Consider the following 13,558-nt stretch of genomic DNA (forward strand, 5'->3'; position numbering starts at 1 on the left):
CATCTTCACCTTATTCAAACCTGTGCGATCCACTTGCGATGGGTATGGATCGACATCAAAACCCCAAACGCTGACAGTAATGTCACCAGCGAAGTTCCGCCGTAGCTAATGAACGGCAACGGCACCCCAACCACCGGCAGCAGGCCACTGACCATACCGATGTTGACGAAAACGTAAACAAAAAAAGTCATTGTCAGCGCACCGGCGAGCAATTTGCCGAACAACGTCTGCGCTTGCGCGGTAATCACCAGGCCACGCCCGATCAACAGCAAGTAGATCAGCAGCAGTGCGCAAATGCCCACCAGGCCGAACTCCTCACCCATCACCGCGATGATAAAGTCGGTGTGGCTTTCCGGCAGGAAGTCCAGGTGCGACTGGGTGCCCAGCAACCAGCCCTTGCCAAACACGCCGCCGGAACCGATGGCCGCCTTGGACTGGATGATGTTCCAACCGGTGCCCAACGGATCGCTCTCGGGATCGAGGAAGGTCAAGACCCGCTGCTTCTGATAATCGTGCATGAAGAAGAACCACATGGCGACAGCCACCGGCACGGCTGCCACCAGCACGCTGATGATCCAGCGCCAGCGCAGGCCGCCCATGAACAGCACGAACGCACCGCCGGCGAGAATCAGCAGGCCGGTGCCGAGGTCGGGCTGGCGCACGATCAGGATGAACGGAATGCCGATCAGGATCAGGCTGATGCCTACGTGCTTGAGCTGGGGCGGCAAGGTGCGCTTGGCCAGGTACCAGGCGATGGTCGCCGGCATCAGGATCTTCATGAATTCCGAGGGCTGGAAGCGAATCACCCCCGGGATATTGATCCAGCGGGTGGCGCCCATGGCGTTATGCCCCATGACGTCCACCACCACCAGCAGCAGCACGCCTGCGACGTATCCCAGCGGCACCCAGCGCGCCATGAAACGCGGCTCCAGCTGGGCAATGACCACCATCGACAACAGGCCCAGGCCGAACGACGACGCTTGCTTGATCAGCAGGTCCCAGTTCTTGCCACTGGCCGAATACAGTACGAACAGGCTGCCGGCCGCCAGGGTCAGCAGCAGGATCAGCAACGGGCCATCAATGTGCATGCGCTGCAACAAGGTGGCGCGGCGACGCATCACATCCTCACTGGAGAGAATGCGGTCGAAATTACTCTTCACGGGCCGTAGCCTCCGCGCTTGAAGGGTTGGCAAACTCAGGCCTGAGCTTGCCGTCCTGGTCCAGCAACCAGGCATCCATGATCTGGCGCACCACCGGGGCGGCCACGCCGGAACCGGACTCGCCGTTCTCGACCATCACCGCCACGGTGATTTTCGGGTTGTCGGCCGGGGCAAAACCGACAAACAAGGCGTGGTCGCGATGGCGTTCCTGAACCTTGGAGCGGTCGTATTTCTCGCCCTGCTTGATCGCCACTACCTGGGCGGTACCGCTCTTGCCGGCGATCCGGTATTGCGCGCCAGCAGCGGCCTTGCGCGCAGTACCGCGCGCGCCGTGCATCACTTGCTGCATACCATGGTTGACCTTGGTCCAGTCGGAAGAATCACGCAGGACGATGTCCGGGATCGGGTTTTCATCCACCGGTTTCTCACCCTCGATAGTCTTGGCCAGGTGCGGGCGGATCCACTTGCCCTTGCTGGCGACCAGCGCCGTAGCCTGGGCCAGCTGCAAGGGCGTGGCCTGCATATAGCCCTGGCCGATCCCCAGGATCAGGGTTTCCCCCGGGAACCAGGCCTGGCGCCGGGTAGCACGCTTCCACTCGCGGGAAGGCATCAAGCCAGGGGATTCTTCAAACATGTCCAGGGACACTTTCTGACCGAGGCCGAACTTGCCCATGTAGGTCGATAAACGATCGATCCCCAGCTTGTGGGCCAGGTCATAGAAGTAGGTGTCGTTGGATCGCATGATCGCCGTATCCAGGTCCACATAGCCGTCACCGGTGCGGTTCCAGTTACGGTACTTGTGATCGTAGTTGGGCAACATGTAGTAACCCGGGTCGAAAACCCGGCTGGAAGCAGTGACAACCCCCGCATCCAGGCCGGCAATCGCCACCGCCGGCTTGATGGTCGAGCCTGGCGGATACAGGCCGCGCAGCACCCGGTTGAACAACGGCCGGTCGATGGAATCGCGCAGCTCGGCATAGGCCTTGAAGCTGATCCCGGTGACAAACAGGTTGGGGTCGAAACTCGGCTGGCTGACCATCGCCAGCACCTCGCCGGTGTTCGGATCCAGCGCCACCACCGCGCCACGACGGCCACCGAGGGCCATTTCCGCGGCCTCCTGCAGCTTGATATCCAGGCTCAGGACAATGTCTTTGCCGGGAATCGGGTCGGTGCGCTTGAGCACCCGCAGCACACGGCCACGGGCGTTGGTCTCGACCTCCTCGTAACCCACTTGGCCGTGCAGTTCCGGCTCGTAGAAACGCTCGATGCCGGTCTTGCCGATATGGTGGGTGCCGCTGTAATTGACCGGATCGAGGGTTTTCAGCTCTTTTTCGTTGATCCGCCCCATATAACCGACCGAGTGGGCAAAGTGCGCCCCTTGCGGGTAATGGCGCACCAACTGCGCCACCACTTCCACCCCCGGCAGACGGAACTGGTTCACCGCGATCCTGGCGATCTGCTCTTCGGTCAGCTCAAACAGGATCGGCACCGGTTCAAACGGGCGCCGCCCCTGCTTCATGCGTTTCTCGAAGATCACCCGGTCTTCCGGCGTCAGTTGCAGCACCTCGACAATCACATCGAGGACCTGCTGCCAGTCACCGGAACGCTCGCGAGTCATGCTCAGGCTGAAACTGGGCCGGTTATCGGCGATCACCACGCCATTGCGGTCGAAAATCAGGCCACGGGTCGGCGGAATCGGCTGCACATGCACCCGGTTGTTTTCCGACAACGTGGAGTGATACTCGTACTGGATCACCTGCAGGTAATACAGGCGGGCGATCAACACACACATCAACGCCACCACCGCGATCGCGCCAAAGATCACGCGCGCGCGTACAAGACGTGCGTCTTTCTCGTGGTCCTTGATGCGGATCGGCTGGGTCATCAGGCAGGGCGCAGACTATTTGTGGTAAGGGTGCCCGGACAGGACTGTCCAGGCGCGATACAGCTGTTCACCAATCAGAATCCGCACCAGCGGATGGGGCAACGTCAGGGGCGACAGCGACCAGCGCTGATCGGCCCGCGCGCAGACTTCCGGCGCCAGCCCCTCGGGGCCGCCGACCATGAAGTTGACCGTGCGCGAATCCAGGCGCCAGCGATCCAGTTCCACCGCCAACTGCTCGGTGCTCCAGGGTTTGCCGTGCACCTCAAGGGTGACGATGCGCTCGTTGGCACCGACCTTGGCCAGCATCGCCTCGCCTTCCTGACGGATAAAGCGCGCCACATCGGCGTTCTTGCCCCGGGTGTTGAGGGGTATTTCCACCAGCTCCAGCGCCAATTCGGATGGCAGACGCTTGGCATATTCATGCCAGCCTTCTTCCACCCACTTGGGCATGCGTGAACCGACAGCAATCAGACGCAGGCGCACAGCCGTTCCTTATTCCTGGTCTTTGTTGAGCTTGTCGAAGTGCGCGTGACCGACTTCAGGGCTGTGGTGCTTGCCATCGGCGGCACGGCTCTGCTCGGCGCCTTTCCACAGGCGCTCCAGGTCGTAGAACTGGCGAGCGTTGCTGGTCATCATGTGGACGATCACGGTGTCCAGGTCAGCCAGCACCCAGTCGCTGTCGCCCTTGCCTTCTTCACCCAGTGGCTTGACGCCCTGGGCTTTGACGGCTTCGCGCACCTTGTCCAGCATCGCGCCGATCTGGCGGTTGGAGGTACCGGTGGCGATGATCATGAAGTCGGTGATGCTTTGCTTGTCGCGCACGTCCAGGACCTGGATATCCTGGGCCTTCACGTCTTCCAGGGCGGCTACAGCCAGCGCTACCAGCGCTTCACCTTCAGGAGCCGGGACCAGCAGGGCTTCTACCGGCAACGGTGCGCTCTTGAACGTGCCTTTGCGCTTAACTTTGCTTACGTCTTTGTTCGTCATATAAAACTCGTTTTGCTCATTAGTTCGGGCGCTTCAATACACGACTATTCGTGCCTTCAAGCGCGCCTTTTCAGTTCGACGCACGGTAAAGCCCGTGCGCATCGATGTAGGCCAGGACCGCGTCAGGCACCAGGAAACGTACCGACTTACCGCTGGCCAGCAGTTGGCGGATCTGGGTGGCGGACACCGCAAGCGGGGTCTGCCAGACGAATGCAATATTCCCGCTCGGCCCGGTCAGGGCCTGTGGGTCACTTACCGACCGCGCTGCCAGCAGGTTGCGCAAGGCATCCGGCGGTTCGCTGTCGGCATCCGGGCGTTGCAAAACCAGGATGTGGCAATGCTGGAGCAACTCTTCCCAGCGATGCCAAGTGGGCAGTGCGCAAAATGCGTCCCAGCCCAAAAGCAGAAACAACTGGTCGTCGGCGGCCAACTCGGCCCGCGTCTGTTCCAGGGTGTCGATAGTGTAGGACGGTTTATCGCGCTTGAGCTCGCGGTCGTCCACCACCAGCGGGGCAATCCCGGCCACCGCGCACTGCACCATCGCCAGGCGCTCCTGCGCGCTGACCTGTGGCGTGTCCCGGTGCGGCGGCCGGGCATTGGGGATCAGCCGCAGCTCTTGCAGCCCGAGGGTATCCGCCACTTCCAGGGCACTGCGCAGATGGCCGATGTGCACGGGGTCGAAGGTACCGCCGAGCAGCCCGATGCGTTTACCCATCAAGTGCGCACATGACCGTCGCCAAAGACCACGTACTTCTCACTCGTCAGGCCTTCCAGGCCAACCGGGCCACGGGCATGCAGCTTATCAGTGGAAATCCCGATCTCCGCCCCCAGGCCGTACTCGAAGCCGTCGGCAAAACGCGTCGAGGCGTTGATCATCACCGAAGCGGAGTCCACTTCGGTGAGAAAACGCCGGGCATCGCTGAAATGCTCGGAAACAATGGCGTCGGTATGCTTGGAGCCGTAGGTATTGATGTGCTCGATGGCCTGGTCCAGGTCATCGACGATACGAATCGACAGGATCGGCGCCGTGTATTCGGTGTACCAGTCCTGCTCGGTGGCTTCGATCACGTCGCTGCCCAGCAATGCCCGGGTACGCTCGCAACCACGCAGTTCCACGCCCTTGTCACGGTAGATTGCAGCCAGCGGCGGCAACACGCGCTCGGCAATGCCGGCGTGGACCAACAGGGTTTCCATGGTGTTGCACGGCGCGTAGCGGTGGGTCTTGGCGTTATCGGCAATGCGGATCGCCTTGTCGAGATCGGCCGCCACGTCGATAAATACATGGCAGACGCCATCCAGGTGCTTGATAACTGGCACCTTGGCATCACGGCTGACACGTTCGATCAGGCTCTTGCCGCCGCGCGGCACGATCACGTCGACATATTCCGGCATGGTGATCAGCGCCCCGACGGCGGCGCGGTCGGTGGTTTCCACCACTTGCACCACTTCAGCCGGCAACTCGGCCACGGCCAGGCCTTGCTGGATGCAGGCGGCGATGGCGCGGTTGGAATGGATAGCTTCGGAGCCGCCACGCAGGATGGTGGCGTTGCCGGACTTCAGGCACAGGCTCGCGGCGTCGATGGTCACGTTGGGACGCGACTCATAGATGATGCCGATCACGCCCAGGGGCACGCGCATCTTGCCGACCTGGATACCTGAGGGCAGGTAGCGCATATCGCGGATTTCACCGATGGGGTCAGGCAGCTTGGCTACCTGGCGCAGGCCTTCGATCATGTCGTCGATACGTGCCGGCGTCAGCGCCAGGCGATCCAGCAATGCTGGCTCCAGACCATTGGCCCGGCCGTTGGCCAGGTCCACCTCGTTGGCGGCGGTCAGCTCGGAGCGCGCGGCATCCAGAGCGTCGGCGGCGGCCAGCAGCGCACGGTTCTTCTGCGCGGTGCTCGCACGGGCGATCAACCGCGAGGCCTGACGGGCAGCGCGACCCAGGCGGGTCATGTAGTCAAGAACGGACTCAGTCATGGTCTGGTGGGGTCTTGGCAAAGAGGAAAGCGGCAGATTATAGCTGTCGCGCCGTCCTACGGACAGCGGTGAGGGGCGGATGGTCGAAATGAACTGTAAAAACTCGACGTTCAGCGGTGATTAAGGCTGAAGTTGATATCATCCTGTCACATTTGGCCTGTGCAACCGTCCATCGTCATGTCCAATTCCCCCCCCAAGATCCCCGCCAACCCCCTGCCTGATGGCTTTTTCGACCGCGACGCACAAACGCTCGCGAAAGATTTGCTGGGCAAAGTCATCCGCCATCGGGTCGGCGATTTGTGGCTGTCGGCGCGAATTATTGAAACCGAAGCCTATTACCTGGCCGAAAAAGGCAGTCATGCGTCCTTAGGCTACACAGAAAAGCGTAAGGCTTTGTTTCTGGATGGCGGCCACATCTATATGTACTACGCCCGCGGCGGCGACTCCCTGAACTTCAGCGCGCAGGGGCCGGGCAACGCTGTGCTGATCAAGTCGGCTTACCCCTGGGTAGATGACGTTTCGGGACCTGCCAGCCTGGCGCAAATGCTCCTCAACAACCCCGACGCCAACGGCCGCCCGCGCCCGGCCCACAAGCTCTGCGCCGGACAAACCCTGCTGTGCAAGGCCCTGGGGTTGAAGGTGCCGATGTGGGACGCCAAGCGCTTCGACCAGGAGCAGCTGTACGTCGAGGATGTGGGCGTGGCGCCCACGCAAATTATCCAGACCACCCGCCTGGGCATTCCCGGTGGGCGGGATGAACACTTGATGTATCGCTTCGTCGATGCTGGCTTCGCGCCCTATTGCACACGGAACCCGTTGCGACGCGGTCAGGTCGAAGGCCGCGATTACGTTTTGATTTGAAATATGCCCTGCAGGAATGGGCTTATGTGGGAGCGGGCTTGCTCGCGATAGCATCACCTCGGTCTGTCAGTCATACCGAGTCGCCTGCATCGCGAGCAAGCCCGCTCCCACACAAGCTCGCTCCTACAGAGGGACATCACCACTGATGGAGAAGATTGTATGGGCCCATGGCTCGATGGCATTACTGGCTGGCTGACCCTTAACCCGCAATGGCTGGCCGCGGCGGTGTTTATCGTCGCCTTTGTGGAATGCCTGGCCATCGCCGGGATTATCGTGCCAGGCACGGTGTTGCTGTTCGCCATTGCCGCACTGGCCGGCAGCGGCGCGCTGTCCCTGGGTGAAACCCTGCTGCTGGGCCTGCTTGGTGGGCTCTTGGGCGACGGGATTTCCTACTACCTGGGCCGGCATTTCCACCAGAATATCCGGCGCCTGCCCGGCCTGCGCCATCATCCCGAGTGGATGGACGGGGCCGAGGCTTACTTTCAGAAGTACGGCATCGTCAGCTTGCTGGTAGGACGTTTCATTGGGCCATTGCGGCCGATGCTGCCCATGGTCGCCGGGATGTGCGACATGCCCTTCCCGCGCTTTGCCGCCGTCAGCGTGCTGGCCGCCACCGGTTGGTCAATAGCCTATCTGCTGCCTGGCTGGGCCGCCGGTGCGGCGTTTCGGTTGCCGCTGCCCGAAGGGTTCTGGCCCGAAGCCGGGGTGGTCGCCGCCTGCCTGGCCGTATTGTTCGGCATCGCCCTCAACAGCACCCTGCGCGGCCACCGCCGGGCCACGCTGTGGATGGGCTGCGCCAGCCTGGCATTGTTGATCGCGATGTTTATCGGCTACCCGTACCTGAACCATTTTGACCAAGGCTTGATGGCCCTGGTCCAGGAACACCGCAGCCCGGCCATGGACCGGGCTATGGTGATGATCACCCAGTTGGGTGAGTTCAAGAAGATGTTCGTCGCCAGCGCGGTGCTGACCGGCCTGCTGTTGCTGGCACGCCAATGGCGCCAGGGGATTTTCGTCGGCGCCACCCTGCTCGGCGCCGCACTGATCAATACCGGGAGCAAGCTGTTCTTTGCCCGCGGCCGGCCAGAAATCCTCGTCGACCCGCTGACCAGCTTCAGCATGCCCAGCGGCCACGCCTCGGGCTCGTTTGCGTTCTTCCTCGCGTTGGCGGTGCTGGCCGGTCGCGGCCAACCGACCCGCATGCGCCTGGCCTGGCTGCTGCTGGGCGCCATTCCGGCCGCTGCCATTGCCCTGTCGCGGGTGTACCTGGGGGCCCACTGGCCGAGCGATATTCTCGCCGGCACCTTGCTGGCCATGACGGTCTGCGCCTTCAGCCTGACCTTGAGCCAGCGCCACAGCCTGCTACCGGCCATGGCGCCAAAGGTGTGGTGGTTGATCGTGCCGGGGTGCGTGGCGGTCCTGGGGTTCTTTGCCCTGACCGGCACCTCCCACGCCTTGCTGCGCTACGCTTATTGAGCTACGCCGGGCTCATCCAATCCACGGGAGCGTAACGCCGCTCGGCGCAGCGCTCCCGGCGCTCCAGCAACATTTCATCGACAATTTGCGCAGCGCGCTCGGCAATGTACTCCGGGCCACGCTCGCCTGCCTGCTGAATCACTTGTGCGGTCACACTGACGAAAAAAGCGTCCCAGACCAATTGCTCCGATGGCGACAATCGAATCATGTTCATTCCCTGATAGTGGTGGCTGAGGCTCCACTATTTCAGGCGATGGGCACGCGGCACCGCTGAAAAATCCCAAGCTGGCGCGGATAAATCCGAGCCTACCAGGCTCACGGGAACAGCTCGCCCTGCAACTCGTCCAGCAGCAATTGAATGGCGTCCAAGCGTTGCTGGGGGTCGTCGAGTTGCAGCAACTCGATCTTGTCGGGGTCGGTAAACGGCAACAGGTAGGCCAGGCGGTGGCTCAACTCCTGTTGGCCTTGCGCATCGGCGCCCATGTCCAGCGAAGCGACCATCGGGTGTTGCGCCAGGGCCTCAAGCAGGGCCAACAGATCGGCGTCTTCTTCGTCCAGCGCTCGTTCGGGCTGCTCTTGCAGCCACTCGACATCGGCCACCAACAACTGATCGCGCTGCACCTGGGCCTCGCGCACGCGAAACCTGCGTCCACCCTCGACCCGAATCCCCAGCAAGCCGTTGTCCTGCTGCTTGAAATCACGAATCAGGGCTTCGCAGCCAATCACCGCATAGCCGTCCGGGGCCAGGCCGACTTCCTGGCCATCGAGGATGCACACCACGCCAAAGCCTTCGCCCTTTTTCATGCAGCGGCTGATCATGTCCAGGTAGCGCGCCTCGAACAGCTGCAGGTCGAGGGTGCAGCCCGGGAACAGCACGGTATTGAGAGGGAACAGTGCCAGACTCATAAAGCGTTCCTTAAACCCGACTTAGATCACTAAAGACACGGCCAATGGCAGGAACACCGCCGTGGCCACGCCCATCAGACTCATCGCCAATGCCGCAAAGGCACCGCACTCCTCGCTCTCCTGCAACGCCACCGAAGTGCCGACCGCGTGGGCGGTCATGCCCAGGGCCATGCCCCGTGCCTCCGGGCTATGCACCCCCAGGCGCGACAAAAAGGCCGGGCCGATCATCGCACCGATCACCCCGGTGATCAGCACGAACACCGCCGCCAGTGCCGCGACGCCGCCGATCTGCTCGGCCACCAGCATGGCGATCGGCGAGGTCACCGACTTGGGCGCCATGGTCATCAGCACCATGTGTTCGGCACCAAACCACCAACCCAGCCATACACACAGGCCAGTGGCAAACACGCCCCCCACCACCAGCGTAGTAAAAATCGGCCAGAACAACTGGCGAATCCGTCGCAGGTTCAGATACAGCGGCACCGCCAGCGCCACGGTGGCCGGGCCCAGCAGGATGCTCATGATTTCGGTGCTTTTGCGGTACTCGACATAGGTCAGGCCACACCCCAGCAGCACGCCGATTACCAGCAACATCGAGACCAGCACCGGCTGCAGGAAAATCCAGCGGGTTTTCTCGAACCCCGCCAGCACCAGTTGATAGGCGCCCAGGGTGATGCCGATGCCAAATAACGGATGGTGGATGACCGCCGCCCACGCACCCTGCCAATCGAAGGTCATTGCCCCTCCTCCCGCTGTGCCTGGCGCTTGACCAGTTTTTGCATGAGCACGCCGACAAACGCCATGGCGATCACCAGCGACAACACCAGCGCACCGACGATGGCCCAGAAGTCGGCTGCAATGTCCTTGGCATACACCATCACCCCCACCGCCGGCGGCACCAGCAGCAATGGCAGGTAACGCAACAGGCTGCCGGCCGCGAGGCTCAGCGGTTCACCGACCTCGCCGCGCCACACCAGGTACGCCAGCAGCAACAGCAAGCCGACAATCGGCCCCGGCAAGACCGGCAGGAACAAGTGATTGATCGCCGTGCCGAGCAATTGAAACAACACCAACCATGTAAGACCGCGTAACAACATCCGCCTTCTCCCCAAAAGCCCCCGGGCATTATAAGCATGCCGCCCCTATGAACTGGCATTCGCCAAAAGCATGGTGGGTTGACCGGGCCATTTGCCCATGATGATCTACATTGGTTCTCTGCAATCTACCTAAAACAACAACACCCCTGCCGGTACACGCGTGCCCGCGCCGCCAGGGAGAGATCGATGAACCAAGGAGAGTCGCAATGCCCTTCGTACCTGTAGCGCAACTCAATGATTATGTCGGCAAGGAACTGGGACGTTCCGCATGGCTCACCATCGACCAGGAGCGTATCAACCTGTTCGCGGAGGCGACCGGCGATTTTCAGTTCATCCACGTCGACCCGGTAAAAGCCGCCCAGACCCCGTTCGGCAGCACCATCGCCCATGGTTTCCTGTCGCTGTCGCTGATCCCCAAATTGATCGAAGACATCCTGATCATGCCCGAGGGCTTGAAGATGGCGGTCAACTACGGCCTGGACAGCGTGCGTTTTATCCAGCCGGTCAAGGTCAACTCCAAGGTGCGCCTGGCGGTGACCCTCACCGACGCCACCGAGAAAAAGCCCGGCCAGTGGCTGCTCAAGGCCACCTGCACCCTGGAAATCGACGGCCAGGAAAAACCGGCCTATATCGCCGAGTCGTTGTCACTGTGCTTCGTCTGATACACCCGTAGGAGCCGGCTTGCCGGCGATAGCGCCAGCAGGCGCGCCATCGCCGACAAGTCCTAATTCACACATAGACCACTAGGTATAGCTTCGCCCGCTGCGGCATACTCGGCGCTCAATTATCCGGATCCCGCTATGCGCCCAATCGTCCCCCTTGCTCTCGCCTTGTTGCTCACCGCTTGCGGCGATGGCGAATCCCTGTTGCCGCCCGATGCCCGGCTGCCGGACGGCGGGCGTTATCGCGGGGATGTGGTCGATGGGTTGCTGCAAGGCCAGGGCCGGGTGGATTACCCCAATGGCAGTTGGTACGCCGGGCAATTCGACAAGGGCCAGTGGCACGGCCAGGGCGAATGGCATGGCAGCAATGGCGAGGTCTATAAAGGCCAGTTCCAGCAAGGCCTGTTCGATGGCCAAGGCACCTTGACCACAGCGGCCAACACCTACGTCGGCGGTTTCAAGCAAGGCCGGCGCAACGGCGAAGGCACCCTCAAAGAGGGGCAGATGACCTATCGCGGCGAATTCAAGGACGACCAGTATTCCGGCCTCGGCCGCCTGGAGCTGGCAGACGGCAGCCAATACCAGGGCCTGTTCGCCCACGGCAAACCCAACGGCGAAGGCCAGCGCAACGACGACAGCGGCAACCAGTTCAGCGGGCGCTTCGTCGACGGCCAGTTGGAAGGCAACGGCACCTTCAATAGCGCCGAAGGCGACATGTACATCGGCCACTTCAAACAGAACCAGCTCAACGGCAAGGGCCGCTACGAAAACGCCGACGGCGACGTGTGGACCGGCGAATTCCGCGAAGGCGCCCTGAGTGGCAAAGGCGAACTGACTGGCGTGGATGGCAGCCATTACATCGGGCACTTCAGTGACTGGCGCTTTACCGGTCAAGGGCGCTTGAACCTCAGTGATGGCAGCTTCTATATCGGCGGTTTCGACAACGACAGCTATCACGGCCAGGGCACCCTGGTGCTCACCGATGGCACGGTGCAGGCCGGGACCTGGGCCAACGGCCTGCGCGTACGCGATGCCGACGGCAAGCTGTTGCCCGATGCCCTGGAAGTCGGAGTCCTGGCCCAGGGCCACTTGCTCGACGACGCCCTCGCGGCCGTGCCAGCGTCCACCCCGGCCGTCGAGCTCTACAGCCTGGTGGTGGCCGGTGACGGCAAGCAAAGCGTATTCCTGCGTGAGGCAGATTATGTCAGCAACCTGCTGGCCAGCCGCTTCGGCGCGCGCGGGCAGATCCGCCTGGTCAACCACCGCGACCATATCGCCGACCGCCCGATGGCGACCCGCGAAAGCCTGCGCCGCGCCGTGCAGACCCTGGCCGAGCGCACCGGCCCCGAAGACCTGGTGTTTATCTACCTGACCAGCCACGGCACCCATGAACACCAACTGGTGCTCGACCAACCCCGCATGGAGCTGGCCGACCTGCCAAGCGACGAACTGGCTGCGGTGATGGCACCACTGAAAAACCGCGACAAGGTCATCGTGATTTCCGCGTGTTACTCCGGTGGTTTCATCCCGGCGCTCAAGGATGAGCACACCCTGATCATGACCGCCTCCCGCGCCGATCGCGTGTCGTTCGGCTGCTCCGAAGAGGCCAATTTCACCTACTTCGGCGACGCCTTGTTTGCCCAGGCCCTGACCCAGACCGACGACTTGCAGCACGCCTTCAAGCTGGCGCAACGGCATGTGACCGAGCGCGAAATGGCTGACAACTTCGAAGCCTCCGAACCTCAGATCTGGGCGCCCAAGGGCGTGATCGCGCGTTGGCAATTATTGCGTAAACAGCAGGCACGAAAGGCGCTGGAAAGCGTCTCTATCAATAGCAAGGAAGCAAAGAGCAACTAAGCTGAAACTGTATCAAGGGGGGAAACACCATGTACTTGACGCCTCAGCATATATTGCTTGCCGGAGCCTCGGGCTTGACCGGGGAACATCTGCTGGACCGCCTGCTCAACGAGCCCACCGTCACCCGCGTACTGGCGCCCAGCCGCCGCCCGCTGGCAGAACACCCGCACCTGGAAAACCCGGTCGGCGACCCCAGCGTATTGCTGCCACAACTGAGCGGCCGGGTCGACCTGGCCTTCTGCTGCCTGGGCACCACCCTCAAGCAGGCTGGCTCCGAACAGGCCTTTCGCGCGGTTGACCTGGATCTGGTCGTGGCATTCGGCAAGCGCGCCCGGGACATGGGCGCACGGCACCTGATCGTAATCAGCGCCATAGGCGCCGACCCAAAATCCTCGGTGTTCTATAACCGGGTCAAGGGCGAGATGGAGCAGGCCCTGCAGGCCCAGGGCTGGCCACAACTGACCATCGTGAGGCCTTCGCTGCTACTGGGCGAACGCCTGGAGACACGCCTGGCGGAGAAACTTGCGGGGCCGTTGTCGCGGTTGATTCCCGGCAAGTATCGCGGCATCGAAGTGTGCGAACTGGCCCGGGCCATGTGGCGCCTGGCGCTGGAAGAGCAGGATGGGGTGCGGATTGTCGAGTCGGATGAGTTGCGTAAGCTCGGCAAGTGAATCTGCGCTGACCGGG

The 13,558-nt window shown here is 62.2% G+C and carries 15 protein-coding genes; 5 read left to right on the top strand and 10 right to left on the bottom strand.

Features of this window, described 5'->3' with window-relative positions; translation table 11 throughout:
- Positions 1–14 precede the first annotated feature (14 nt).
- The 6 genes from rodA to ACSSVH_RS22925 form a co-directional block, all read right to left on the bottom strand.
- Positions 15–1,118 carry a rod shape-determining protein RodA gene (gene rodA, locus ACSSVH_RS22900; protein WP_169951409.1) on the bottom strand — a complete coding sequence of 368 codons (1,104 nt, stop codon included), beginning with the start codon at positions 1,116–1,118 and terminating at the stop codon, positions 15–17.
- A gap of 31 nt (positions 1,119–1,149) precedes the next feature.
- Positions 1,150–3,045: a penicillin-binding protein 2 gene (mrdA, locus tag ACSSVH_RS22905; protein WP_169951222.1), complete on the bottom strand. Its 1,896-nt coding sequence runs from the start codon at positions 3,043–3,045 to the stop codon at positions 1,150–1,152.
- Between the two features lie 15 nt (positions 3,046–3,060).
- The gene (rlmH, locus tag ACSSVH_RS22910) at positions 3,061–3,528 is read right to left on the bottom strand and encodes a 23S rRNA (pseudouridine(1915)-N(3))-methyltransferase RlmH (protein WP_029292262.1); all 468 of its coding nucleotides are present in this window, start codon (positions 3,526–3,528) and stop codon (positions 3,061–3,063) included.
- Positions 3,529–3,537: 9 nt separating this feature from the next.
- Complete coding sequence (gene rsfS, locus ACSSVH_RS22915; protein ID WP_032861691.1) at positions 3,538–4,032, bottom strand: ribosome silencing factor; 495 nt, start codon at positions 4,030–4,032, stop codon at positions 3,538–3,540.
- A gap of 70 nt (positions 4,033–4,102) precedes the next feature.
- Positions 4,103–4,747, bottom strand: coding sequence for a nicotinate-nucleotide adenylyltransferase (nadD, locus tag ACSSVH_RS22920; RefSeq protein ID WP_169866005.1), 645 nt, complete (start codon positions 4,745–4,747; stop codon positions 4,103–4,105).
- On the bottom strand, positions 4,747–6,012 hold the full coding sequence (locus ACSSVH_RS22925; protein ID WP_170041672.1) for a glutamate-5-semialdehyde dehydrogenase: 1,266 nt from the start codon (positions 6,010–6,012) through the stop codon (positions 4,747–4,749). Before ACSSVH_RS22925 ends, nadD begins: the two co-directional genes overlap by 1 nt.
- Positions 6,013–6,189: 177 nt before the next feature.
- Here ACSSVH_RS22925 and ACSSVH_RS22930 point away from each other — a divergent pair, with 177 nt between their 5' ends.
- The gene (locus ACSSVH_RS22930; protein WP_492633779.1) at positions 6,190–6,873 is read left to right on the top strand and encodes a DNA-3-methyladenine glycosylase; all 684 of its coding nucleotides are present in this window, start codon (positions 6,190–6,192) and stop codon (positions 6,871–6,873) included.
- A gap of 159 nt (positions 6,874–7,032) precedes the next feature.
- Positions 7,033–8,349 carry a bifunctional DedA family/phosphatase PAP2 family protein gene (locus tag ACSSVH_RS22935; RefSeq protein WP_169951229.1) on the top strand — a complete coding sequence of 439 codons (1,317 nt, stop codon included), beginning with the start codon at positions 7,033–7,035 and terminating at the stop codon, positions 8,347–8,349.
- 1 nt (position 8,350) lies between these two features.
- Here the strand turns inward: ACSSVH_RS22935 and ACSSVH_RS22940 are convergent, their stop codons facing one another.
- The 4 genes from ACSSVH_RS22940 to ACSSVH_RS22955 all read right to left on the bottom strand — a co-directional run bounded on the left by ACSSVH_RS22940 (position 8,351) and on the right by ACSSVH_RS22955 (position 10,352).
- A complete protein-coding gene (locus tag ACSSVH_RS22940) occupies positions 8,351–8,557 on the bottom strand; it encodes a hypothetical protein (RefSeq protein ID WP_169951231.1) in 207 nt (68 codons plus the stop codon).
- A 107-nt stretch (positions 8,558–8,664) separates the two neighbouring features.
- Positions 8,665–9,255: an LON peptidase substrate-binding domain-containing protein gene (locus ACSSVH_RS22945; protein ID WP_169951240.1), complete on the bottom strand. Its 591-nt coding sequence runs from the start codon at positions 9,253–9,255 to the stop codon at positions 8,665–8,667.
- A gap of 21 nt (positions 9,256–9,276) precedes the next feature.
- Positions 9,277–9,993: an LrgB family protein gene (locus ACSSVH_RS22950; protein WP_076964939.1), complete on the bottom strand. Its 717-nt coding sequence runs from the start codon at positions 9,991–9,993 to the stop codon at positions 9,277–9,279.
- A complete protein-coding gene (locus tag ACSSVH_RS22955; protein ID WP_057438999.1) occupies positions 9,990–10,352 on the bottom strand; it encodes a CidA/LrgA family protein in 363 nt (120 codons plus the stop codon). The genes ACSSVH_RS22950 and ACSSVH_RS22955 overlap by 4 nt, the downstream gene beginning before the upstream one ends.
- 206 nt (positions 10,353–10,558) lie before the next feature.
- Between ACSSVH_RS22955 and ACSSVH_RS22960 the strand changes: the two genes are divergently transcribed.
- From ACSSVH_RS22960 to ACSSVH_RS22970, 3 genes are all read left to right on the top strand, one after another.
- Positions 10,559–11,014, top strand: coding sequence for a MaoC family dehydratase (locus ACSSVH_RS22960; RefSeq protein ID WP_169951243.1), 456 nt, complete (start codon positions 10,559–10,561; stop codon positions 11,012–11,014).
- A gap of 138 nt (positions 11,015–11,152) precedes the next feature.
- The gene (locus ACSSVH_RS22965; protein ID WP_169951246.1) at positions 11,153–12,871 is read left to right on the top strand and encodes a C13 family peptidase; all 1,719 of its coding nucleotides are present in this window, start codon (positions 11,153–11,155) and stop codon (positions 12,869–12,871) included.
- 29 nt (positions 12,872–12,900) lie between these two features.
- A complete protein-coding gene (locus tag ACSSVH_RS22970) occupies positions 12,901–13,542 on the top strand; it encodes an oxidoreductase (protein ID WP_170041668.1) in 642 nt (213 codons plus the stop codon).
- The last annotated feature ends 16 nt before the right edge of the window (positions 13,543–13,558 follow it).

The sequence above is a fragment of the Pseudomonas sp. HC1(2025) genome, assembly GCF_058742075.1.

Excerpts from the sequence above, each read along its gene's own strand:
- ACSSVH_RS22930 (WP_492633779.1), top strand. The coding sequence starts at position 6,190 with ATGTCCAATTCCCCCCCCAAGATCCCCGCCAACCCCCTGCCTGATGGC.
- ACSSVH_RS22925 (WP_170041672.1), bottom strand. The coding sequence starts at position 6,012 with ATGACTGAGTCCGTTCTTGACTACATGACCCGCCTGGGTCGCGCTGCC.
- ACSSVH_RS22940 (WP_169951231.1), bottom strand. The coding sequence starts at position 8,557 with ATGATTCGATTGTCGCCATCGGAGCAATTGGTCTGGGACGCTTTTTTC.
- ACSSVH_RS22960 (WP_169951243.1), top strand. The coding sequence starts at position 10,559 with ATGCCCTTCGTACCTGTAGCGCAACTCAATGATTATGTCGGCAAGGAA.
- ACSSVH_RS22965 (WP_169951246.1), top strand. The coding sequence starts at position 11,153 with ATGCGCCCAATCGTCCCCCTTGCTCTCGCCTTGTTGCTCACCGCTTGC.
- ACSSVH_RS22970 (WP_170041668.1), top strand. The coding sequence starts at position 12,901 with ATGTACTTGACGCCTCAGCATATATTGCTTGCCGGAGCCTCGGGCTTG.
- nadD (WP_169866005.1), bottom strand. The coding sequence starts at position 4,747 with ATGGGTAAACGCATCGGGCTGCTCGGCGGTACCTTCGACCCCGTGCAC.
- mrdA (WP_169951222.1), bottom strand. The coding sequence starts at position 3,045 with ATGACCCAGCCGATCCGCATCAAGGACCACGAGAAAGACGCACGTCTT.
- rsfS (WP_032861691.1), bottom strand. The coding sequence starts at position 4,032 with ATGACGAACAAAGACGTAAGCAAAGTTAAGCGCAAAGGCACGTTCAAG.
- rodA (WP_169951409.1), bottom strand. The coding sequence starts at position 1,118 with ATGCGTCGCCGCGCCACCTTGTTGCAGCGCATGCACATTGATGGCCCG.
- ACSSVH_RS22935 (WP_169951229.1), top strand. The coding sequence starts at position 7,033 with ATGGGCCCATGGCTCGATGGCATTACTGGCTGGCTGACCCTTAACCCG.
- ACSSVH_RS22955 (WP_057438999.1), bottom strand. The coding sequence starts at position 10,352 with ATGTTGTTACGCGGTCTTACATGGTTGGTGTTGTTTCAATTGCTCGGC.
- ACSSVH_RS22945 (WP_169951240.1), bottom strand. The coding sequence starts at position 9,255 with ATGAGTCTGGCACTGTTCCCTCTCAATACCGTGCTGTTCCCGGGCTGC.
- ACSSVH_RS22950 (WP_076964939.1), bottom strand. The coding sequence starts at position 9,993 with ATGACCTTCGATTGGCAGGGTGCGTGGGCGGCGGTCATCCACCATCCG.